At 69.1% G+C, this 20,356-nt stretch carries 20 protein-coding genes; 9 read left to right on the top strand and 11 right to left on the bottom strand.

Annotated features, from left to right (window positions below; genetic code table 11):
* Positions 1 to 64 precede the first annotated feature (64 nt).
* From hpnI to hpnK, 3 genes are all read left to right on the top strand, one after another.
* Positions 65 to 1,273, top strand: coding sequence for a bacteriohopanetetrol glucosamine biosynthesis glycosyltransferase HpnI (gene hpnI, locus BM228_RS12405; protein WP_092040562.1), 1,209 nt, complete (start codon positions 65 to 67; stop codon positions 1,271 to 1,273).
* A gap of 57 nt (positions 1,274 to 1,330) precedes the next feature.
* Positions 1,331 to 2,764 carry a hopanoid biosynthesis associated radical SAM protein HpnJ gene (gene hpnJ, locus BM228_RS12410; protein ID WP_092040565.1) on the top strand — a complete coding sequence of 478 codons (1,434 nt, stop codon included), beginning with the start codon at positions 1,331 to 1,333 and terminating at the stop codon, positions 2,762 to 2,764.
* Between the two features lie 123 nt (positions 2,765 to 2,887).
* A complete protein-coding gene (gene hpnK, locus BM228_RS12415; RefSeq protein WP_092040566.1) occupies positions 2,888 to 3,730 on the top strand; it encodes a hopanoid biosynthesis-associated protein HpnK in 843 nt (280 codons plus the stop codon).
* Here hpnK and BM228_RS12420 read toward each other — a convergent pair.
* Positions 3,699 to 4,136, bottom strand: a complete 438-nt coding sequence (locus BM228_RS12420) for a type II toxin-antitoxin system VapC family toxin (protein WP_092040569.1) — start codon at positions 4,134 to 4,136, stop codon at positions 3,699 to 3,701. The genes hpnK and BM228_RS12420 overlap by 32 nt on opposite strands.
* Positions 4,133 to 4,399 (bottom strand): type II toxin-antitoxin system Phd/YefM family antitoxin, encoded by a 267-nt coding sequence (locus BM228_RS12425; RefSeq protein WP_092040570.1) that lies wholly within the window; start codon positions 4,397 to 4,399, stop codon positions 4,133 to 4,135. The genes BM228_RS12420 and BM228_RS12425 overlap by 4 nt, the downstream gene beginning before the upstream one ends.
* Before the next feature lie 143 nt (positions 4,400 to 4,542).
* Between BM228_RS12425 and BM228_RS12430 the strand changes: the two genes are divergently transcribed.
* Positions 4,543 to 5,418: a bifunctional helix-turn-helix transcriptional regulator/GNAT family N-acetyltransferase gene (locus BM228_RS12430; protein ID WP_092040573.1), complete on the top strand. Its 876-nt coding sequence runs from the start codon at positions 4,543 to 4,545 to the stop codon at positions 5,416 to 5,418.
* Between the two features lie 15 nt (positions 5,419 to 5,433).
* On the opposite strand, the gene BM228_RS12435 is transcribed toward BM228_RS12430, so the two are convergent.
* A complete protein-coding gene (locus tag BM228_RS12435; protein ID WP_092040670.1) occupies positions 5,434 to 8,100 on the bottom strand; it encodes an MMPL family transporter in 2,667 nt (888 codons plus the stop codon).
* 621 nt (positions 8,101 to 8,721) lie between these two features.
* Here BM228_RS12435 and hpnH point away from each other — a divergent pair.
* The 3 genes from hpnH to BM228_RS35125 all read left to right on the top strand — a co-directional run bounded on the left by hpnH (position 8,722) and on the right by BM228_RS35125 (position 13,567).
* Positions 8,722 to 9,885, top strand: coding sequence for an adenosyl-hopene transferase HpnH (gene hpnH, locus BM228_RS12440; RefSeq protein WP_092040575.1), 1,164 nt, complete (start codon positions 8,722 to 8,724; stop codon positions 9,883 to 9,885).
* A 150-nt stretch (positions 9,886 to 10,035) separates the two neighbouring features.
* A complete protein-coding gene (locus tag BM228_RS12445; protein ID WP_092040578.1) occupies positions 10,036 to 12,528 on the top strand; it encodes an esterase-like activity of phytase family protein in 2,493 nt (830 codons plus the stop codon).
* Positions 12,529 to 12,796: 268 nt separating this feature from the next.
* Entirely contained in the window at positions 12,797 to 13,567 is a 771-nt protein-coding gene (locus BM228_RS35125) for a septal ring lytic transglycosylase RlpA family protein (protein ID WP_208612028.1), read from the top strand.
* A gap of 86 nt (positions 13,568 to 13,653) precedes the next feature.
* Here the strand turns inward: BM228_RS35125 and BM228_RS12455 are convergent, their stop codons facing one another.
* The 5 genes from BM228_RS12455 to BM228_RS12475 all read right to left on the bottom strand — a co-directional run bounded on the left by BM228_RS12455 (position 13,654) and on the right by BM228_RS12475 (position 16,586).
* Positions 13,654 to 13,962 (bottom strand): type II toxin-antitoxin system RelE/ParE family toxin, encoded by a 309-nt coding sequence (locus BM228_RS12455; protein ID WP_092040583.1) that lies wholly within the window; start codon positions 13,960 to 13,962, stop codon positions 13,654 to 13,656.
* Between the two features lie 33 nt (positions 13,963 to 13,995).
* Positions 13,996 to 14,445, bottom strand: coding sequence for an antitoxin PaaA2 family protein (locus tag BM228_RS12460; RefSeq protein ID WP_092040586.1), 450 nt, complete (start codon positions 14,443 to 14,445; stop codon positions 13,996 to 13,998).
* 105 nt (positions 14,446 to 14,550) lie between these two features.
* Complete coding sequence (locus BM228_RS12465; RefSeq protein WP_092040588.1) at positions 14,551 to 15,333, bottom strand: hypothetical protein; 783 nt, start codon at positions 15,331 to 15,333, stop codon at positions 14,551 to 14,553.
* Positions 15,334 to 15,345: 12 nt separating this feature from the next.
* Positions 15,346 to 15,546 carry a hypothetical protein gene (locus tag BM228_RS12470; RefSeq protein ID WP_092040591.1) on the bottom strand — a complete coding sequence of 67 codons (201 nt, stop codon included), beginning with the start codon at positions 15,544 to 15,546 and terminating at the stop codon, positions 15,346 to 15,348.
* Positions 15,543 to 16,586 (bottom strand): hydantoinase/oxoprolinase family protein, encoded by a 1,044-nt coding sequence (locus BM228_RS12475; protein ID WP_425284936.1) that lies wholly within the window; start codon positions 16,584 to 16,586, stop codon positions 15,543 to 15,545. Before BM228_RS12475 ends, BM228_RS12470 begins: the two co-directional genes overlap by 4 nt.
* Positions 16,587 to 16,592: 6 nt before the next feature.
* On the opposite strand from BM228_RS12475, the gene BM228_RS12480 reads away from it, so the two are divergent.
* Together BM228_RS12480 and leuD are read left to right on the top strand one after the other, a co-directional pair.
* A complete protein-coding gene (locus BM228_RS12480; RefSeq protein ID WP_092040596.1) occupies positions 16,593 to 17,327 on the top strand; it encodes a HisA/HisF-related TIM barrel protein in 735 nt (244 codons plus the stop codon).
* A gap of 65 nt (positions 17,328 to 17,392) precedes the next feature.
* Complete coding sequence (leuD, locus tag BM228_RS12485) at positions 17,393 to 17,995, top strand: 3-isopropylmalate dehydratase small subunit (RefSeq protein ID WP_092040598.1); 603 nt, start codon at positions 17,393 to 17,395, stop codon at positions 17,993 to 17,995.
* Between the two features lie 16 nt (positions 17,996 to 18,011).
* Here the strand turns inward: leuD and BM228_RS12490 are convergent, their stop codons facing one another.
* Genes BM228_RS12490 through BM228_RS12500 form a run of 3 tightly spaced genes read right to left on the bottom strand, consistent with a single transcriptional unit; the run spans position 18,012 to position 20,155 of the window.
* Entirely contained in the window at positions 18,012 to 19,265 is a 1,254-nt protein-coding gene (locus BM228_RS12490; protein ID WP_092040600.1) for a S41 family peptidase, read from the bottom strand.
* A gap of 54 nt (positions 19,266 to 19,319) precedes the next feature.
* A complete protein-coding gene (locus BM228_RS12495) occupies positions 19,320 to 19,556 on the bottom strand; it encodes a helix-turn-helix domain-containing protein (protein ID WP_092040602.1) in 237 nt (78 codons plus the stop codon).
* A complete protein-coding gene (locus BM228_RS12500) occupies positions 19,556 to 20,155 on the bottom strand; it encodes a hypothetical protein (RefSeq protein WP_244537121.1) in 600 nt (199 codons plus the stop codon). Before BM228_RS12500 ends, BM228_RS12495 begins: the two co-directional genes overlap by 1 nt.
* Positions 20,156 to 20,356 lie beyond the last annotated feature (201 nt).

The following is a 20,356-nucleotide window of genomic DNA, read 5'->3' on the forward strand; positions in this document are numbered from 1 at the left end:
CGCATCGGGCCGCACGCGGCCATCGCCGCCTGAGGCGGCCGGACGACCGCACGGACCCGACCGGATGGACCTCACCGCCCTGGCGCTCACCGCATCCTCGTGGCTCTCGCTGCTCTGCCTTCTCCTGGCGGCGGCGGGCTGTCTCTATGCGCTGGCCGCCGCCTACCTCGCCGGCCGCTTTGCCGCCCGGCCGGTGCCGGCGCTGGAAGCGGGCGCGCCCCGACCGTCCGTGACGGTGCTCAAGCCGCTCTGCGGCCTGGAGCCCAACCTGTACGAGAATCTCGAGACCGTGCTGCGCCAGGATTACGCCGGCCCGGTCCAAATCGTGTTCGGCGTCCAGAAGGCCTCCGATCCGGCCATCGCCGTGGTCGAGCGGCTGAAGCAGGCCTACCCGGCCGCCCGCATCGACCTCGTGACCGATGGGCGCCAGCACGGCTCGAACCGCAAGGTCTCGAACTTGATCAACATGGCCGAGCGGGTCGCCCACGACATGATCGTGCTGGCCGACAGCGACATGGTGGTCCGGCCCGATTACCTGGAGCGCCTCGTCGCCGAGCTGTCGCAGGAGGGCGTCTCCGGCGTCACCTGCCTGTATCACGGCGTCCCGGCCTTCCGCGGGCTCTACGACCAGCTCTCGGCGCTCGCCATCGACACGCAGTTCCTGCCCAACGTGGTGATGGGCCTGAGCCTCGGCCTGGCCAAGCCGTGCTTCGGCTCGACCATCGCATTCACCCGGGCGAACCTCGACGCGGTGGGCGGCTTCCGCCGCTTCCGCAACGACCTGGCCGACGATTACGCGATCGGCGCGGCCCTGCGCGGCCTCGGCGGGCGGGTGGTGATCCCGAGCTTCACCATCGGCCATACCAGCGTCGACACCGAGCTCCCCGGCCTGTGGCGGCACGAGCTGCGCTGGAACCGCACCATCCGCACCGTCGATCCGGCGGGCTATGCCGGCTCGATCGTCACCCACGCCCTGCCCCTGGCCCTGATCGGCGCGCTCCTGCCCGGCGCCGGCACCGGCGCGCTGGTGGTAGCCGGCCTGGCGCTGGCCGGCCGGATCGTCCTGTGCCGGCAACTGGAACGGGCGTTCGGCCTCGCCCCGCACCCCTACGGACTGTTGCCGATCCGCGACATCCTCTCCTTCCTGAACTTCTCCTGGGCCTTCGTGTCGGGGGCGGTGACATGGAAAGGTCATGATTATCACGTGGTTGCGGACGGTACTCTGATCCCGGACGCCGAACTCGGCCGCGACGCCAGCGCACCCACACGTTGAACGCGACCACCGCCTCCTCACCCCTCCCCCCGGCAACGCCCTGAGGCCTTGAACCCCATGCGCACGCTCTTCCTCCAGGCCCCCACCTTCGACGGTTTCGACGGCGGCGCCGGCTCCCGTTATCAGGCCAAGCGCGAGATCAAGTCGTTCTGGTACCCGACCTGGCTGGCCCAGCCGGCCGCCCTGGTGCCGAACTCGAAGCTGATCGACGCGCCCCCGCACAACATCAAGCTCCCCGAGATCGTGGCCCAGGCCAACGACTTCGACCTCGTCGTGCTCCACACCTCGGTGCCGTCATTCAAGTCCGACGTGAAGACGATCGAGGCCCTCAAGGCCGCCAACCCGAAGCTGATCGCCGGCCTGATCGGCGCCAAGGTCGCGGTCGACGCCGCCGGCGCTATGGCTCAGGCCCCGGTGGTGGATTTCTGCGCGCGCAACGAGTTCGACTTCACCGTCAAGGAAGTCGCCGACGGCGTCCCGATGTCCGAGATCAAGGGTCTGTCCTATCGCGATGCGAACGGCGTCGTGGTCCATAACGAGGACCGCGAGATCATGACGGACATGGACCAGCTGCCCTTCGTCACCAGCGTCTACAAGCGCGATCTGGAGATGGAGAAGTACTTCATCGGCTACCTGAAGCATCCCTACATCTCGTTCTACTCCGGCCGGGGCTGCAAGAGCCGCTGCACCTTCTGCCTCTGGCCGCAGACGGTCGGCGGGCACACCTACCGCACCCGCTCGGTCGCCCACGTGATCGAGGAGATCAAGTACTGCCTGAAGGAGTTCCCGCAGACCAAGGAGTTCTTCTTCGACGACGACACCTTCACGGATAACCTCCCGCGTGCGGAGGAAATCGCCCGGGAGCTGGGCAAGCTCGGCGTCACCTGGTCGTGCAACGCCAAGGCGAACGTGCCCCGCGAGACCCTGAAGGTCCTCAAGGAGAACGGCCTGCGCCTGCTGCTCGTCGGCTACGAGTCCGGCAACCAGCAGATCCTGCACAACATCAAGAAGGGCATGCGGGTCGAGGTCGCGGAGAAGTTCACCCAGGATTGCCACGAGCTCGGCATCGCCATCCACGGCACCTTCATCCTCGGCCTGCCGGGCGAGACCAAGGAGACGATCCAGGAGACGATCGCCTTCGCCAAGCGGATCAACCCGCACACGATCCAGGTCTCCCTGGCGGCTCCCTACCCGGGTACCTTCCTGTACAAGCAGGCGGTGGAGAACGGCTGGCTCGACATCGAGAACGCCGAACTCGTCGACGAGAACGGTGTGCAGGTCGCCCCGCTGCACTACCCGCACCTGTCGCACACCGAGATCTTCACGTCGGTGGAGGAGTTCTACAAGAAGTTCTACTTCCGCGCGCCGAAGATCGCCTCGATCGTCAGCGAGATGGTGCGCTCCCCCGACATGATGAAGCGCCGCCTGCGTGAGGGCGTAGAGTTCTACCGCTTCCTCAAGGAGCGCCAAGGTACCGCCAAGGCGGCGTAAAAGCAGGGGTCCGGGGCCTCCGGCCCCGGCGGGGAGCGCGGGGCGGAGCCCCGCCTCTTTTCCAGGGCTCCGCCCTGGACCCGCGAGAGGGCTCGCCCTCTCGACACCCATGACGAGGTTGTTGTGAAGCGTCTTGTCGTTACGGCCGATGATTTCGGGTTGAGCCTCGAGGTCAACGAGGCCGTCGAGCAGGCTCACCGGGAGGGGATCCTCACCGCGGCGAGCCTGATGGTCTCGGCGCCTGCCGCCGCCGATGCCGTGGCCCGGGCGAAGCGGATGCCGTCCCTGCGGGTCGGCCTCCACCTCGTCCTGGTGGAAGCCTGGCCGACCTTGCCGGCGGCGCAGCTGCCCGACCTGACCGATGCCGTCGGCCTGATGCGCGCCGACATGGCCCGGGTCGGCCTCGACCTCGCCCGCAAGCCTGCGGCCCGGCGCCAGCTCGCCGCCGAGATCGAGGCGCAGTTCGAGGCCTACCGGGCGACCGGCCTGCCCCTCGATCACGTCAACGCCCATAAGCACTTCCACGTCCACCCGCTGATCGCCGGCGCGGTGCTGCGCATCGGGCGCGGCTACGGCATGCGGGCGATCCGCGTCCCCCGGGAGCCGCGGCAGGTGCTTCGCCGGGCCGAAGCGAGCGCCCGACCCCGGCCGGCTCTCGACATCGCCCCGTGGGCGGCCCTGCTCGCCGTGCGCGCCCGCCAGGCCGGCCTGCTGATCCCCGACCGGACCCTCGGCCTCGCCTGGTCCGGCGCGATGACTCCGTCGCGGGTGGCGGCGTTACTGGCTGAGCTTCCGGACGGCCTGACCGAGCTCTACACCCATCCCGCCACCGCCGGCGGGTTCCCCGGCGAGGCGCCCGGCTACCTCTACGCCGACGAGCGCGATGCGCTGATCGCCCCGGCCTCCCGGGCCGCGGCCGACGCACAGGGCGCGGTCAGGGGCGGGTTTTCGGACTTTTCGGGTTAGGGGCGCCCGAGGTTTTCGCCTCGAAGCGAGCCGCTAGAGGATGATCGCGCAAGGCGTGGTCAACCGTAACGAGGCGTCGGCCTTCCACGAGACATTGCGCCAGCAACATCCTGTCGAACGGGTCACGCGTCGGCGGCATCGGTTCGACGGCAGCGACGGCGTGCGAAGCCGTGATCGGTAGCATCCCGATCCCGACAGCCTCGAAGAACTCTGCCAACATCCCGAGCGGCATGCCCGGATCGAGTTTACCGAGACGCGCCTTGATTGCGATCTCCCAGAGGCTCGCGGCGCTGGCCGCGAGATCCAATTCAGGCTGCGCAAGCGCCCGTGCGATCGACGGACTCACCGCATCGAGCTGCTTCAGCGCGATGGCGAGAAGGATGTGGCTGTCGAGAAGCAGTCTCACGAGCCGGACGACGGCTGGATGAGAAAATCCTCGGACAAGGGATCGTCGAAGTCGTCCGCGATGAAGCCTGGACCGCGTGTGATTCCGCGGGCACGCAAGAACGCTTCGCCAGCCTCGACGTCCAGCCCACGTCCCCGGCGATGGGGCACTAGGTCGAGCACCGGCCTGCCGTTCCGCGTCACGACGATGGTCTCGCCGCCTTCGACGCGGGCGGCAAGCTCCACCAGTGCCGTTGCTGCCTTCTCCAATGCGATCGTTGTCATGCAGCGAGGTTAGAGCGCGTTGCGTTCGCTGGGAAGATGCGCGTTTGAACCTGGCCTTGGACGAGGCGGCAGCGCGTCCCGATGCTGCGAACTCGGACCTTCTCCGATTGACCGCTCATAATACCTGACTAAAGTCAGCTATCATGATGCCTGAGTCCATCGCCCGCTTCCGCCGCTTCGCCCGCGCTGTCACCGCGGAGGTCGGCGCCCTCGACAGCTCGTTCCTCGGGCGCGGCCGGCCCCTTGGGGCCGCCCGCGTGGTGAACGCGATCGGCGCGGGGCGGACCGATGTCGCCGAGATCCGAGCCTATCTCGGTCTCGATTCCGGCCTGATGAGCCGCCTGCTCCGGAGCCTCGAAGAGGAGGGTCTGGTCACCACCGAGACGCATCCCGATGATGCCCGCCGCCGGGTCGCGCGCCTTACGGAGGCCGGGCAGCGGGAGTTTTCTGCCTACGAGGAACTGTCCGATGCGCGCGCCTCGGCGCTGCTGGAGCGTGCGCCCCGCGCTCCGGAGTTGCTGCACGCGATGGATCTGGTCGCCCTAAGCCTCGGTCGCGACCGGATCGCGATCGAGGAGGCCGACCCGCGGAGCGAGGCCGCCCGCACCTGCCTGGAGGCGTATTACACCGAGCTCGCGCGCCGGCTGAAGACCGGGTTCGACGTCAAGCTGTCCCGCGATCCCGAGGCGAAGGCGATGGTCCGGCCGCGCGGCGCGTTCCTGCTCGCCATGGCGGACGGGCTGCCGGTGGGATGCGTTGGCCTGAAGGGCAGCGGCGGCCCGGTCGCCGAGGTCAAGCGGCTCTGGATCGACCCCGCGGCCCGGGGTTTCGGCCTCGCCCGCCGCCTGATGGAGGCCGTCGAGGCCGCCGCCCGCGACCTGGCGATTGCGGTGCTGCGCCTCGACACCAACAGCGCCCTGCCGGAAGCCCTGGCGCTCTACCGCAAGGCGGGCTGGGTCGAGATCGATCGCTTCAACGACGACCCCTACCCCGACCACTTCTTCGAAAAAGTTCTCTGACGGGTCGGGGCCGGCCTACTTGGCCGGCACCGGATCCGCCGGGGCGGTGCTCTTCCGCAGCGCGGCCGCGGCGGCCTTCTCACCCTCCGGGCGGTCGTCGTCGGCCTGCGTGGGCGGCTCGCCCAGCGTCGCCGGCACGACGAAGAACGCCGCGATCAGGGTGAAGAACAATGACAGCGCCAGCAGCTTGCCCATGCTGGCCGTGCCCGGGTGGCTCGACAGGACCAGGGAGCCGAAGGCGCTGCCGGTGGTGAGCGCCGAGAAGAAGATCGCCCGGGTCAGGCTGGAGGCGAGCATGTCGGTCACCCCCGCCCGCCACGCGATCACGTAGTAGATGTGGAACGCGACGCCGACCGCGAGCATCAGCGGCAGGGCGATGATGTTGGCGAAGTTCAGCGGCATGTCGATGATGCGCAGGGCCATCAGGGTCCACAGGGTCGCGATGACCAGCGGGCCGAGCGTCATCGCCACGTCCCACGGCTTGCGCAGGGCTACCGACAGGATGACGAAGATCAGCACGAAGGCCGTCACGGCCGCCTGAACGAAGGCGCCCAGGATCGTGTAGGTCGATTGCGTCGTGGCCACCGGCGCGCCGGTGGCGTGGGGCGCGACCTTCAGCACCTCGTCCGAGAAGGTGCGCAGCACCTCGTCGTCGTTCGAATCACCCTTGGGATGGACCTCGATGCGGGCGCGCCCGTCCGCGGCGACCCAATCGGCCTTTAGCTGCGGCGGCAGGTTGTCGAGCGTGATCTTCTCCGGGTGGAGCAGGTCGCGCAGGCGCTGCAGCAGCGGCACGAGGTCCTTGGTCAGGGCGACCGAGGCCGCCTCGCGCAGCGGCACCGGCCCGCCGGCGAGCTTGTCGAGGGTGCCGGCGAGCTGCTTGGCGGTCTGCGCGCCCTTGGCCTCGCCCTTGCCGTCGCCCGCGACGCCGTTCAGGGCCGTGGCGGCGTCCTTGAGCGCCTTCACGTTCTCGGCGTCGGTCGGAGGCGGCGGCTTGCGGCCGGGATTGAGCACCGGGTCGAGGAGCTGGGCCGTGTCGGCGATGGCCGCGAGCTTCTTGTCTTGGTCGCGCGGCACGAAGGTGTCGATGCTGTTGACCGAGGAGGTCACCGGCAGGGCCGCGAGGGTCTTCGACAGGGCCGGGACCGCGTCGACGTTCGGCGCCAGTACGTCGATCAAGTTGGGGCTGGTCTCGGGGTTCTTGATCAGGTCGAGATAGGTGGCGATCGATTCCGTCTTCGTGCTGCGCAGGTGCATCGGGTTGGAATCGAACGGCAGGTGCCAGAGCAGAGGCGCCCCGGCCAGGGTCACCAGGCCGACCGCGATCAGGATCGGCTTGCGCTTGCGGATGATCCACGGATCGACGCCGACTAGCCACTCGGTCTGCACCGCTTCCTTCTCGCCCTTGGGCTTGAACACCGCGATCAGCGCCGGCAGCAGCGTGAGGGCGAACAGGAAGGCCACGATCATGCCGACGCCGGCGATCAGGCCGAGCTCCGAGACGCCCCGGAAGGCGGTTGGCAGGAAGGCGAAGAAGCCGGCCACCAGCGACACGGCGGCGAGCGTCAGCGACCAGCCGACGCCGCGGGCGGCGGCCCGGATCGCGCTCTGGAGGGTCGGCTGCTCGTAGCGATCCGCCCGGTAGCGCACCGAGAACTGGATGCCGAAATCGATGCCGAGTCCGACGAACAGGGCCGCGAAAGCCACCGAGATCGGGTTCAACTCCTTGACCATGATCAGGCCGAGGGCGGCGGTGACGATGAGGCCCGCGAAGGTGGTGATCAGCACCGCGCCGACGAGCTTGCCCGAGCGCAGGGCCAGCCACAGGAACAGCACGATCGCGCCGACGATGATGCTGTTGTTGAGGCCGGCATCTTCCGAGAGGGTCGCGAACTCCTCGTCCGCCACCGCCACCGTGCCGGTCAACCGCATGCGCAGGCCGTGCTCGGAATCGATCTTGAGGTCCTGCGCGACGTTGCGGATCAGCTTGGTCGCCTGGTAGCCGGGCTCGAGCGCGTTGAAGTCCAGCACCGGCTGGATGATCACGAACTTCATCTTGTCCGTGACGCTGCTTTCGCCGTTGGCGAGCAGCTCCTGCCAGGACATCCGCGCGGGCTTGCCGGCCAGCACCTTCTGCAGGGTGGCGTCGATCTGGCCCATGGGCTTGTCGAGGTCTTCGAGCTTGGCGTCGCCGGACTTCACGCCGCGCGCGCCGAGCGAGAGCACCCGCATCACGCCACGCAGGGACGAGTCGGCGGCGAGCGGCCCGAGCAGGCCCTGCTGCTGGGTCAGCTCCTCCAGCGTCTTGTCGAGCTGGGCCTGGGGCATCAGCAGCAGGCCGTTCTTGTCGAAGAACGGGCCGCCATCCGGCCGGTAGACGGTCTCGATCAGGTTCTTGTGGGCGGTGAGCGCCTTGGCGAGGTTGGCGGCGGCCTCCTCGGTCTCCTCCGGCGTCTCGCCGTTGATCACGGCGACGATGGTGTTGCCGCGCTGCGGGAACGCCTTCTCGAAGTTGATCTCGTCCTGGCGCCAGGGCTCCTTCGGGTCGATCAGCCGCTCGACATCGGTGTTGATGCGGAACAGATGCGCCGCGACTCCGAGGCTCGCGACCGTGATGAACGCCATCAGGGCGATCACGATCCACCGATACCGCACCGAGAACGCGACGAGACCTTCGATCACGAGCACCCTACCTGTTCGCCCCGGATGCGCCCCATGCGCGACCGGCTTATCCCAACCGCTCCGCCGTCCGCCCCGACCTAATCGGTGCGGACGGGCTCAGACGCCCGCGTGAAGACCGCCCCACGATCCGCGCGGACAATCTTCGGTGTCGGGGAACGCCGCACCGCCCAATCTGGTCGCACACCGCGCATGCGCAAGCCGGGCTTGCCCAATGCGGGACGCGGCGCAGCCGCCGGCTGCCTGCCACCCCTTGCATCGCGGCCACAGGGCTCAGTAAAGAGCGTGGTCTCAGATTGCAACGCGATGGCCCCCGTGCGGCCTTCGCCTAGGCGGATGTGCGATGGCGCACGGCAATCCTGGGATGGGCGCCAAAATCTTGGGATTTCGGTCGCATTGCGGACGCAATGCACGTGCTGTCCTCAACCGTCAGGCGATCTGTTCCGCCAATCCCGTCGCAGGCAAGCCATGTGGCGCGGTTGCGTCAGGCGCGGAATAAGTCGTTATGGCCTCGCCGAAACGGGGCCGTTTCAGATGAGTTCCAAGCTAGAGCGCTGGAATTCGAAGTTTTTTCGCGGTAAGCACCCCGACGCCCCGGGGCCGACGCAGTAAGGAGCCGCAATCTTGGGTATCCCCCTCCGGTACGTCGCGAAGATCGGCGGCTACATCCTCAAGCAGCACCTCACGGGCCGCAAGCGCTACCCGCTGGTGATGATGATGGAACCCCTGTTCCGCTGCAATCTCGCCTGCGCCGGCTGCGGTAAGATCGATTACCCGGACGAGATCCTCAACAAGCGCCTGCCGGTCGCCGACGCGCTCGAATCGGTGCGCGAGTGCGGCGCTCCCGTGGTGGTGATCGCCGGTGGCGAGCCGCTGCTGCACAAGGACCTGCCGCAGATCGTCGAGGGCATCATCGCCCAGAAGAAGTTCGCGATCGTCTGCACGAACGCGCTGCTGCTCGAGAAGAAGATCAAGGACTACAAGCCCAGCCCGTACTTCACCTGGTCGATCCATCTGGATGGCGACAAGGAGATGCACGACCAGTCGGTGTGCCAGCGCGGCGTCTACGACAAGGCGGTCTCGGCCATCGCCAAGGCCAAGGAGATGGGCTTCCGGGTCACCATCAACTGCACCTTCTTCAACAACTCCTCCCCGGAGAAGATCGCCGACTTCTTCGACAGCGTGACCCGGATGGGCATCGACGGCATCACCGTCTCCCCCGGCTACGCCTACGAGCGCGCCCCCGACCAAAAGCACTTCCTGAACCGCAAGGCGACCAAGGAGCTGTTCCGCGGCGTCTTCCGTCACGGGAAGGAGAAGGGCCGTGAGAAGTGGACCTTCCAGCAGTCGGGCCTGTTCCTCGACTTCCTGGCCGGCAACCAGACCTACCACTGCACCCCCTGGGGCAACCCGACCCGCACCGTGTTCGGCTGGCAGAAGCCCTGCTACCTGCTCGGCGAGGGCTACGCGGCGACCTTCAAGGAGCTGATGGAGGAGACCGACTGGGATTCCTACGGCACCGGCAACTACGAGAAGTGCGCCGACTGCATGGTTCATTCGGGCTACGAGGCCTCCTCGGTGGTCGATTCGGTCCGCAAGCCCTGGAAGCCGCTGGTCCACGCGATCCGCGGCATCAAGACCGACGGTGCCATGGCCCCCGAGGTCAGCCTGGAGAACCAGCGCCCGGCCGAGTTCGTGTTCTCGCGCAACGTCGCCCAGAAACTCTCCGAGATCAAAGCGGCCGGCGTCGACACCAAGCAGGAAGCCCGCAAGCGCACCGCGGCCTGATCGCCCACTGAGAATTGCATTTGAAAGGCCGTCGCGGGCTCCCGCGGCGGCCTTTTCCGTTGGTGACATCTCGGCCGGCGCGGCCGGCCCAAGCAGACATGCAAGTGTCATCTCCGCCTCCTAGCTACGGCCAAGCTTGGGGGCGAGACGATGGCACGGGGAACGCGCGCTGTTCAGGTCGCGACGGCGATCTGGCTGGTCATGGCGGCGACGAATGCGGCCGAAGCCCAGTCACGGGCGGTCTCCCGGCCGAACCTGATCTATGCCGACGGGCCGGTGGCCGTCGATGTCAACGGCTCGACCTTCGTCAATCACGGTCTTCAGGGCGTCGGGCGGATTTCCGCTTCCACGCGCGATTTCCTGGGCGACACGCTGGGCTCGTTCTCATCGCTCGCGATCGACCTGACCTCGTGGCGGCGCAACGGCGCCGGCTATAGCGGCACGCTCTACACATTGCCGGACCGGGGCTACAACGATCCGAGCGGCGGCCTGTTCTCGGATTATGCGGGCCGCCTGAACCGGTTCACCCTGACCTTCGTGCCCGAACCCGGCGCGAATCTCCCGCAAGCGACGGCCTCGCAGCGGCAGATCACCCTGACGCCGAATGGCGGGATCGTCCTGGCCGATGCCAACGGCCAGCGCTTCAGCGGCCTCGACCCGAGCACGGGGACGACGGTGCAACTCGGGCGGGTCCTGCCCTCGGCCGCCACCGGTCCGAGCGCCGGCCGGATCAGCCTCGACGCCGAGGGGCTGGCCCGGCGGCTCGACGGCTCGTTCTACGTCAGCGACGAGTACGGCCCGAACATCTATTATTTCAACGCGCGCGGCCAACTGCAGGGCATGCTCGGCATCCCGGACGCATTCCGGCCGGTCACGAACGGCCAGCTGAACTTCAATTCTCTGACCCCGCCCGACACTGGGCGGCGCAACAACCAGGGATTCGAGGCGCTGTCGCTGACGCCGGACGGCCGCAGCCTCGTGACCATCCTGCAGAGCGCCACGCTCCAGGATTCGGGTCCGGGCCAGCAGCAGCGCGCCAACACCCGTATCCTGGTCTACGACGTCTCGACCAACCCGACGCCGTCGGCGCCGGTGCGGGGCTACGCCCTGCAATTGCCGATCTACCGGGACAACGGCGATGGCGGCGCGCCGAACCGCACGGCGGCGCAGAGCGAGATGCTGGCCCTCAACGACACCCAGTTCCTGGTCCTGTCGCGCGACGCGAACGGCCTCGGCACCGGCAACACCACGCCGATCGTGTTCAAGAGCGTGCTGCTCGTCGATATCGGCGGGGCGACCAACCTGGCCGGTACCGCCTTCGACGGGACGACCCCGATCGCGCCCGGCGGCGTCCTGCGCTCCGACATCCGTCCCGCTCAGTCGACCGAACTGGTGAACCTGCTGAACCCGGTCGAGCTCGGCCGGTTCGGCATGAACCTCAACACCAATCCGGCGACGCGCACGACCCTGTCGGAGAAGGTCGAGGCCATGGGTCTCGTCCCGGTCCTCAGCGAGCTGGCCCCCAACGACTACTTCCTGCTGATCGGCAACGACAACGACTTCCTGACCCGCCAGGGCGTCGTGAACGGCGAGGCCTACGATGCCGGGATCGAGAACGATTCGATCATCCTCGCCTACCGGCTGACGCTGCCGACCTACGTCGATCCCTACTCCCTGTCGGTGATGAAGCGGACCGCCCCCATCGTCCTCCAGGGGCTCGGTGGCGCGACGCTGGGCTACGCGGCGTCCGCGATTCAGGGCGTTCAGGACCATCTCTCCGCCCTGCGCCGAGGCACCGGTCTCGCCGGTCCCTGGAGCCAAGCCGGTGGCGTCTGGGTCGGCGGAAGCTTCCTGTTCGCTGACCAGCCGCGCAACGGCGGCCTGCCCCTCGATCGGACGATCCTCCAGGGCAGCGCCGGTGTCGACTTGCCCCTCGACGGCCCCTGGCGGGCGGGCGTCGCTGTGGGCGGCGGCAGCGGCTCGCTCAACCGTCCGGGCGGCTTCCGGCAGGAGCACAGCGCCTTCACGGTCTCGGGCTATGCCGGCTATTACGATCCCGATTTCTACGTCCAGGGCATCGTCGGCGGCGCCCCCGATATCGCCCTCGACCGCATCGCCCGCCCGGCCGCCTACGGGCTGACCGCCAGCGCCCGGACCGCCGCCAGTGCCCTGGCCCTCGATGTCGAGGCGGGACGCCCGTTCCGGATCGGGGATTTCGGCCTGACGCCGTTCGTCGGGCTCACCCATCTCGCCGGCCGCGTCGACGGCTTCACCGAGACCGGCGCGGCCGGGAACAACGTCGCCTATCGCGGCCTCAACGTCTTCCAGACCACCACCCGCCTCGGGGCCGAGTTGGCCTTCTACGGCTTCGGCGACGTGATCCCGTCGCTGCGGGTCGCCTACAACCTCGCTACCGGGCCGCAGGGCAGCAACGGCTTCGCCCGGCTCGCCAGCGTCCAGAACGTGCTGGCCGGAGCCTCCATCCCGGTCGCGTTCCTGCGCGACGACTTCGTGAGCGTCGGAGCAGGCCTGCAGGGCAGCCTGACCGAGCAGCTGGGCTGGCGCGTCGACTACCTCGCCTCGGTCGGCACGCGCGCCGGTGTCGGCCATGGCGTGACGGTGGGCCTGCGCTACCAGTGGTGAGCGGGGTAGCCGACCGGGTGATCGACACGGCGTAGCCCGTGGGTGGCACCTGCCCGCCCGGCGGCGCATCCTTCAGGGCGTCCCAGGTCCTACTCGCGGCCTCGAAGTCGGGGTGCTAAGACCGATACGCATCGTCCGTCGAGCTTGGCCGGAATGCTATTTCGGCCTCATGATGTTGTCGCTATAGCGGATTTATCAGTCGTTCGGAACTTAAGCGTCTGACAAGATTTGTGCATCCGTCGATTATCAATAATCGCGGGTGAAAGCCATGCTCCGCTTCGTGGGCCAAGACAGGAAAAGGTTCGGCCGAACCCTGCTTTTGGCTTCTATCCTTTCAGGTTCTGTCGCTGGGGCTTGGACTGATCCCGCGCCGGAGATGGAAGCTCGATCCGAAGCGGATCAGGGGAGCCGTTTGAAGCGAGAAGCACCGGTCTTCAGCTACCGGCAGTTCACGGCGCAGCTTCCCGCCCTCACCTCATCCGCGGAAGACGCGGATGCGCCCGAAGCAGAGTCCTTCAGTCTGCCCTCGCAGCCGCGGTTTCCGGCGTCGGCTCCTCCGGTTCGCCAGGAGCAGGCGGGTCTCATGGGGCGGTTCGGCGAGACGATCGATGCCGAGGCGGCACGGGAGGGGCTTTCCGGCGCGCGGTCGGAGCCCGCCCCGGCGGAGCCCTCGACCACGGCGGCCGTCGCGGAGCAGACGGCGACGGCCGATCCTCAGGCCACACATGTGTCGGGAGCGGCCAAGCCCAAGCTTTTGGGGAGCGGGCGGGCGAGCTGGTACAAGCATCCCGGCAGGACTGCCAATGGTGAGACCTACGACCCGAACAAGCTCACGGCCGCGCACCACACCTTGCCATTCGGGACGAAGGTCAAGGTCGTCAACACGCGCAATGGCCGCTCCGTCATCGTTCGGATCACGGACCGGACCAACGAGCGCACCAAGGCCAAACGGAACTACGCCATCGATCTGTCGCGCGCGAGCGCCCAGCGGATCGGCATCGAGGGCATTGGACGCGTCGCCCTGTACAAGGTGGAGTGAAGCGGGCCGCGTGACCCACAAACAGCCAAGGCAGCCCACGGGCCCAAGTCGCGTTCACCCAAATCTCGGATGACAGGCATCCGGTATCAGGGCGTCCGCTGCGCCCGGTGTTTGACGCGCAGGATCTCGACGATACGCGCCTCGGAACGCACCCGATAGAAGACGATGTAATTTCGATGCGCGATCAACTCGCGCACGGCGTCCGGCAGGCCGGGCCGCCCCGGTCGGCCGAGATTTGGGTGTCGTGCCAGCGGCAAGGTCTTATCGTGGAGCGCTTGAGCAAAAGCTCGGGCTTTGGCCGGATCGTCCTGGCCGATATACCGGATGATGGCACGCAGATCCTCGCGCGCCTTCGGGCGCCATTCGATCCGATAGGACGTCTTTGCGGGCGGCATCGGTCAGGCCCGGCGGCGCCAGGAGGCGATCCTTCAGGTCCGCCCGGCCCCGCCCTCAAGCTCGGCCAGGTCGTCGCGCAGCTCGTCCATGAGCGCGTCGTGCGAGAGGTTCGGCCGCGGGTCGTCGAGGGAGTCCTGAATCTCGGCGGCGAGCCAATCTGCATCAGCGGCGGCGCGGTGGGCTTTGCGCATCGCCTCAGCCCGGCCCCGATTGCCGGGTGCCTGGCTCGTCTCGCTCGGATCCCAGTCGCTGGCGTCGAAGCGGCCGATGGTGATGCCAACGCCGCGCAGCACGTTCAGGGCCGCGAGCGGATTGCCGAAGCGGCGCGGCTCCGTGCTGCGGGCCTTCGCCAGCACGGCGGCTGTCCCGCTGCGCGTGGCGATCTCCACCAGGAACGTCCCACCCTCGCCTTTCAGCGTCACGCCCGCCACGCCGCCGGCAACGTTGGTGGCACGCAGTTGCTCGATCGTCATGCTCCGCATGAGTCGCGCTCTCGAAACGATCCTCACAATCGCGGACAGGTACGCATGTTTCCTAGAACACGTGCAACGGTCGGCGGGTTGAAGGCAGCGTATCCGCCGCCGATTTCACCCCGCCCGGACGCGTCGCCCCACGAACAGCCACGGCAGAACGCAGGCCGCCGACAGGGCGATCGAGACCGCGTAGGCGGTGATCGTGTCGGTCCGGCCGAGCAGCAGGTGGATGCAGACGTAGAAGGCCAGCACGCCGAACGCGCCCTGGGCGCTGCCGCGCACGACGTCGAGGGAGGCGCGGACGCCGTCCTGGAACCGGGCGAAGGCGATGAGCGGCCAGGAGATGATCGGGATCGGCGCCAGGAGCCCGCTGAGACCCGAGCCGAGAGTGGGCGCGAGCCCGGAGACCATCAGGACGAGGGCGGTCGCCGCCGCGAGGCGCGCCGGCATGTCCCAGCGCGGCGGTCGCGGTCGCCGGCGCGGCGCATCGGGGTCGGCTGCCCGCGGGCACAGCGCCACCACGAGCGCCATGGCCGGAACGTCGATGGCGGTGGCGAGCCACAGCCCGGGCCGGACCAGCCCGTGCAGCACGATCCCGCTCAGCACGAAGGCCGACAGCGCGGCGCACAGGGACGCGACCGGCCCCATCCGCGGGGCGCAGAGAGCGTAGGCGAGGTAGCAGAGCGTGACCGCCCCAAGCCCCTCCACCGAGCCGATGGCGGCCTCGGCGGCGAAGCTCTCGCCCTGTTCGAGGGCGAGGTAGATCGAGATCGGCGCCGAGGTGAGCGGCAGGCCCGAGAGCAGGCCGCCGACCAGGCTGCCCCAGCGGCGTGAGGCCGCCGACACCGCCCACATCAGAGTCGGGGTGAGGGCGATCTTGGCGGCGATCAGGCTCATTCCCCGCCCCGCTCAGGCCGCCTCCGGGGGCTCCCCGTCATCCGGCTCGGCGGGCGAATTCAGCATGTCTTCCAGTTCGTCCACGAGGCGGTCGATCTGGTCCTCGGTGGCGAGCACCTTCAGGACCTCGCCGGTTTCGGTCTCCACGGCCAGCTCGATATGTGGCCCGACCCGACTCGTCAGAACCCGGGCCAGGATCTTGATGGCGCTCATGCGAATGCATCCTCCGAGGCGATGAGGCCGACGGCGACGGCCGGCCCGCAGGTGGAGATCCAGTCGGGATCGCCGGCGATCCGGTCGTGCAGCAGGCTCACGAGCCGGACGGCCTCGCGCCCCAGCCGCTCCGCCAGGCGCGGCCCCAGGAAGGCGCCCGCGCCGCAGACGACGAGGGGCGCGTTGGCCGCCAGGTCGGGCCGGCTGAGCAGCGTGGCGGCGGCGTCGTGCAGCAGCCGCAACTGCGCCTCTGCGAAGTAGGCCGCGAGCAGCGCCCAGGCCTCAGGCGTGCCCTCCCCCCGGTCGCGCCCGACAATCCGGGCGAGCCGGGTCTCGCTCTCGGGGATCGACTTGCCCTTGCGGTCGCCGCTGGCCTGTTGGTCGGCCCCCTCGGGGAGCAGGCCCAGGATCCGGTACACGTCCGCCATATGGGCGAAGGTCTCGGTCATCAGTCGGGTTCGGCGGCCTGCGAACGGGGCGTGGTCGGCGAGCGCGATCACCGGCGTGCGGACGATCCCGGTATAGACCAGCTCCCCCGTCTCCAGCCGCTCGGCATCGCTGTAGCCGGTGGCGGCCGGGCGTCCGGCGACGATCGGGATCAGGTCGGCGGTGGTGGAGCCGATATCGACGAGCAGCGCGTCCGGGGTGTGCCGGCCGGCCAGGGCCGCGGTGGCGTGCCAATTGGCCGAGGCCACGTCCGCGGATACCCCCGCGGCCGCCCCCGGAGCGACGAGGCCGGAGCGGCCGGCATAGATCCGCACGGTGCCGGACAGGTGCGTGTCCGCCCAGCCCGAGAGCGCCGCCACGCCTTCGCGCCGGTCGGCGAAGCAATCGGTGAGCTCCCCCGTCATGGTCACGGCGTGCCGGGCCTCGCCCCGGGCCCAGTCGGGCAGCGCCGCCAGGGATCCGTCGAGGGCCCCGACCCCCTGCCAGAGCGGGCACGGGACCTGGGCCGCCGCGACCACCCGGCCGTCCTCGACCAGAGCGGCCTTGACGTGGACCCCGCCGAGGTCCCACCCGATCGTCTTTCCCCCTGGCATGCGCATATGACCGCGACGAACGCCTCACTGAACGATGGAAACGGGCGCCCCGGCTTCGCGGTGATCCCGGTGCTCGACCTGCGCGGCGGCCGCGTGGTGCGGGCGCGACGGGGCGAGCGCTCCTCCTATGCCCCGATCGAGACGCCCTTGGCAAAGGGCTCCGAACCCACCGCCGTGGCGCGCGGACTGCTCGACGTGTGGCCGGCCCGGACGCTGTACGTCGCGGATCTCGACGCGATCATGGACGGGGCCGGGCCGAATCTGGCGGCGCTGGAGGCCATCGCCCGGGCCTGCCCAGGAATCGGCCTGTGGGTCGATGCGGGGTTTTGCGAATCGGCGGGCGTCGCAGGGTTCCTCGCCGCCGGCCTCGGGCGGCCGGTGATCGGCAGCGAGAGCCAGACGGATACCCGGCTCGTCGCCGATCTCGGCGCGCGCGCCGTCCTGTCCCTCGACACGCGCGGTGCCGAGCGCCTCGGCCCGGCGGCGCTGCACGACGATCCCTCGCTCTGGCCGCCGGATGTGATCGCGATGACGCTGGCCCGGGTCGGCGCCGGGGCCGGTCCCGATCTCGACGCCCTCCAGGCTCTGCGGGCACCGGGCCGCCGGGTCTACGCCGCCGGCGGCGTGCGCGGGCCGGACGATTTGCGGGCTCTGCGCGCGGCCGGGATCGCCGGGGCGCTGGTCGCCTCCGCGCTCCACGACGGCACCCTGCGGCGCGCCGAGGCCGGGGATCTGGCCTGACGCTTCCGGGCCGCCCCCGAGACTGCTAAACCGGCCCCAGACCCAGCCTCCAAGAGCCTCAGACGATGGAAAAATTCACCACGCTGGAGGGCGTCGCGGCGCCCATGCGGATCATCAACGTCGATACCGACCGGATCATCCCCAAGCAGTACCTGAAGACGATCAAGCGCACCGGCCTCGGGCAGGGCCTGTTCGCCGAGATGCGCTACAAGGACGACGGCTCGGAGAACCCGGATTTCGTACTCAACAAGCCGGCCTACCGGAACGCGAAGATCCTAGTCTGCGGCGATAATTTCGGTTGCGGCTCGTCCCGGGAGCACGCCCCCTGGGCGCTCACCGATTTCGGCATCCGCTGCGTGATCTCCACGAGCTTCGCCGACATCTTCTTCAACAATTGCGCGAAGAACGGCATCCTGGCGATCACGGTCTCGCCGGAGGATCTCGAAAAACTCTTCGAAGATGCCGAGCGCGGCTCGAACGCGACCCTTTCGGTGGATCTGGCGGCCCAGACCATCAAGGGCCCGGATGGCGGCACCCTGAATTTCGAGATCGACAGCGCCCGCAAGCACAGCCTGCTGAACGGCCTCGACGAGATCGGCCTCACCCTCCAGCGCGGCGCGGCGATCGACGCCTACGAGCAGAAGCTCGCCGCGCGGGAATGGGCCTGATCGGTCGGGCCGGATCTCAAAACGGCACGGCGGGCGCCTCGACCTGAAGAGGGCGGCCGTCGCGCTCAAGATCGAGGCGCCGAACCGCGCCGGGCCGGCCCCGGAGCGCGTCCCAGACGAATTCGGGCGCCGCGCCCCGGAGCGGGCGGCCATCGACCGCCACGAGGCGGTCACCGGGCTCGACACCCGCGACGAGGCGCTGCCCGTTCCGTTCGGCGACCCGACCCACCGCGTAAGCGTCGCCGCTGCGCACCAGGGTCAGGCCGATTCCGTCGAGGTCGTGCGGGTCCGCGGGCCGCTGGCGCTGCCAAGTGCTCAGGCCGGCGGCGTAATCGATAGTCAGCCGGAAATCCGAAAGCACGTTCGCGCCGAGCCAGCCCACGACCGGGATCGGCGCCGGCCTCTGCCACAAGTCCCAAAACATCTCGCCGACGAGCGCGTCGCCGAGAGGCCCGAGCATCGGCCCCTTGCCGAAGGCGCCCATCGCCGGCAGGACGAGGTCACCGAGGGCGAGGTCGGGCAGCCGCACCAGCGTGCCGCCCCGCTCCAGGCCGAGATCGGCCATGGCGAGGTTGCTGCGTCCGACTGCGCCGTCGGCGCGGTACCAGTCGGGATGCAAGCGCAGGAGTTCGCCGACCGTGCTGCCCCGCAACCACGTATAGGGCGCGCCTGCATCGAGCACGAGCGGCAGGACCGTCTCGCCGGCCCGGGCCTCCACCGTGGCGATCCCGCTCGCCGGATCGACCCGGATCGGAACCGGGACGCCCGTGGGCTTCAGGGTTCCCGGCGGGGCCAGGGTCAGGGTCCGGGATGCCGGATCGAGCACGATCGCGAAGCGGCGCAGGACGCTCGCCGGCAGCACAGCCTCGACCCGGCGCGGGGCGAACAGCAGGTCGAACAGATCCCGGCCGTCCAGCTCTCCGGGACCGTCGGTCACGGAGGCTGCGGGCACGGTGATCCCGATCGCGCCGATCCGGAATGCGAGGTCGCGCCCCGTCCCCACGCCGAGTTCGCGATAGAGGTCTTTCGATAGGACAGTCGCCGGGGCGCCCATGTTGAGCCAGGCCAGCACGCGCCGTTCGCGCCCGTCCGCCCTGGCAAAGACCAGTTCGACCAGAGGGCGCTGAGAGCCGTAGACGATCGGGATGCGGGTCGTCGCCGCGTCGGACACCACGGCCGCTGGGCCGTCCAGGCCGGTGGGCGTGGTGCAGGCTACGGGCAGAAGGGTGGCCAACCCGCAGACGAATAGGCGCAGAGAGCGACGCGACACGGCATGGGTCTCCGATCCGCGGAACGGCGGTGCGATGTGGGAGATCGATGGGCCTCAACCGGCGCGGCGCGAGCGCTCGGTCGCGTGATCGGGCAGGTATTCCAGCAGGTCGCCGGGCTGGCAGTCGAGCTCCCGGCAGATCGCGTCCAGGGTCGCGAAGCGGACGCCCTGCACCTTGCCGGATTTCAGCAGCGAGAGGTTCGCCTCGGTGATGCCGATGGCCTGGGCCAGATCCTTCGAGCGGCGCTTGCGCTTGGCGAGCATCACGTCGAGGCGCACGACGATCGGCATCAGACGAACCCGTCGAGGTCGCGCGCGAGGGCGTGCCCGATCCGCGCGACTTCGGCGAGGACCGCAAGGCAGGCCGCCAGCACCAGGGCCTGCAGCGACGAGGCATGGAGCCAGGCCAGGTCGACGCCGTGCCCGGCCAGCAGGACGAGACCGTGTCCCAGAACTGGCGCGACAGCGTAGGCCGCCAGGCCAAGGGCGATCCGGCGCATCCGGATCGGCGCCGCCGTCCCGAAGGCGATCCCGGCACCGAAAGCCCGGGCGCAGGCGCGCGCCTCGGCGAGGATCAGGATCACCGGGAGGGTGTCGAGGATGAAGGTCGCGGCATAGGCCCAGCGCGTCGCCCGGGGCAGCGCGTCGAAGGGCACGAGGCCCGGAGTATCGGCCGGCGGCGGACCCAGGAAGGCGGCCCCCGGTGCGAGCCAGAGCCACGCGTCGCCGGCGAGGACGCCGCAGGCCAGCACAGCGATCGAGAACAGCACCGTCAGGCCCAGGGCGATCGTCAGCAGCCAAGCCAGGTTATACCCGTAGCGGCGGAGCGCCGGGTGCGACGCGTCCGAAGGTTCAGCCGGCGCGGCAGGCAGGGGGACGACGTTCGGCATGGGCAGGAGGTGACTCGCTTCGACGATCAAAATTATCGCGAAGCAATAATTCGTTGTCAAACGGCGAGGCGCCTGGCCTGAGGGCGGCATCGACGGCCCTGGCCCGCGCCACAGGCGGCCCCGGATCAGCCGCCCTGGTGACGCATTATCCGAGGTCCACCGAAGCGGATCTCGGACGATGCGGCTGGGCTTGGTGTCGAC

Source organism: Methylobacterium pseudosasicola (genome assembly GCF_900114535.1).
Taxonomy (GTDB): Bacteria; Pseudomonadota; Alphaproteobacteria; order Rhizobiales; family Beijerinckiaceae; genus Methylobacterium; species Methylobacterium pseudosasicola.

Coding starts and splice junctions, on each gene's coding strand:
- leuD (WP_092040598.1), top strand. CDS start 17,393: ATGGAAAAATTCACCACGCTGGAGGGCGTCGCGGCGCCCATGCGGATC.
- BM228_RS35125 (WP_208612028.1), top strand. CDS start 12,797: ATGCTCCGCTTCGTGGGCCAAGACAGGAAAAGGTTCGGCCGAACCCTG.
- BM228_RS12460 (WP_092040586.1), bottom strand. CDS start 14,445: ATGCGGAGCATGACGATCGAGCAACTGCGTGCCACCAACGTTGCCGGC.
- hpnJ (WP_092040565.1), top strand. CDS start 1,331: ATGCGCACGCTCTTCCTCCAGGCCCCCACCTTCGACGGTTTCGACGGC.
- hpnI (WP_092040562.1), top strand. CDS start 65: ATGGACCTCACCGCCCTGGCGCTCACCGCATCCTCGTGGCTCTCGCTG.
- BM228_RS12445 (WP_092040578.1), top strand. CDS start 10,036: ATGGCACGGGGAACGCGCGCTGTTCAGGTCGCGACGGCGATCTGGCTG.
- BM228_RS12430 (WP_092040573.1), top strand. CDS start 4,543: ATGATGCCTGAGTCCATCGCCCGCTTCCGCCGCTTCGCCCGCGCTGTC.
- BM228_RS12465 (WP_092040588.1), bottom strand. CDS start 15,333: ATGAGCCTGATCGCCGCCAAGATCGCCCTCACCCCGACTCTGATGTGG.
- BM228_RS12425 (WP_092040570.1), bottom strand. CDS start 4,399: ATGACAACGATCGCATTGGAGAAGGCAGCAACGGCACTGGTGGAGCTT.
- BM228_RS12495 (WP_092040602.1), bottom strand. CDS start 19,556: ATGCCGATCGTCGTGCGCCTCGACGTGATGCTCGCCAAGCGCAAGCGC.
- BM228_RS12480 (WP_092040596.1), top strand. CDS start 16,593: ATGACCGCGACGAACGCCTCACTGAACGATGGAAACGGGCGCCCCGGC.
- BM228_RS12455 (WP_092040583.1), bottom strand. CDS start 13,962: ATGCCGCCCGCAAAGACGTCCTATCGGATCGAATGGCGCCCGAAGGCG.
- BM228_RS12470 (WP_092040591.1), bottom strand. CDS start 15,546: ATGAGCGCCATCAAGATCCTGGCCCGGGTTCTGACGAGTCGGGTCGGG.
- BM228_RS12475 (WP_425284936.1), bottom strand. CDS start 16,586: ATGCCAGGGGGAAAGACGATCGGGTGGGACCTCGGCGGGGTCCACGTC.
- BM228_RS12500 (WP_244537121.1), bottom strand. CDS start 20,155: ATGCCGAACGTCGTCCCCCTGCCTGCCGCGCCGGCTGAACCTTCGGAC.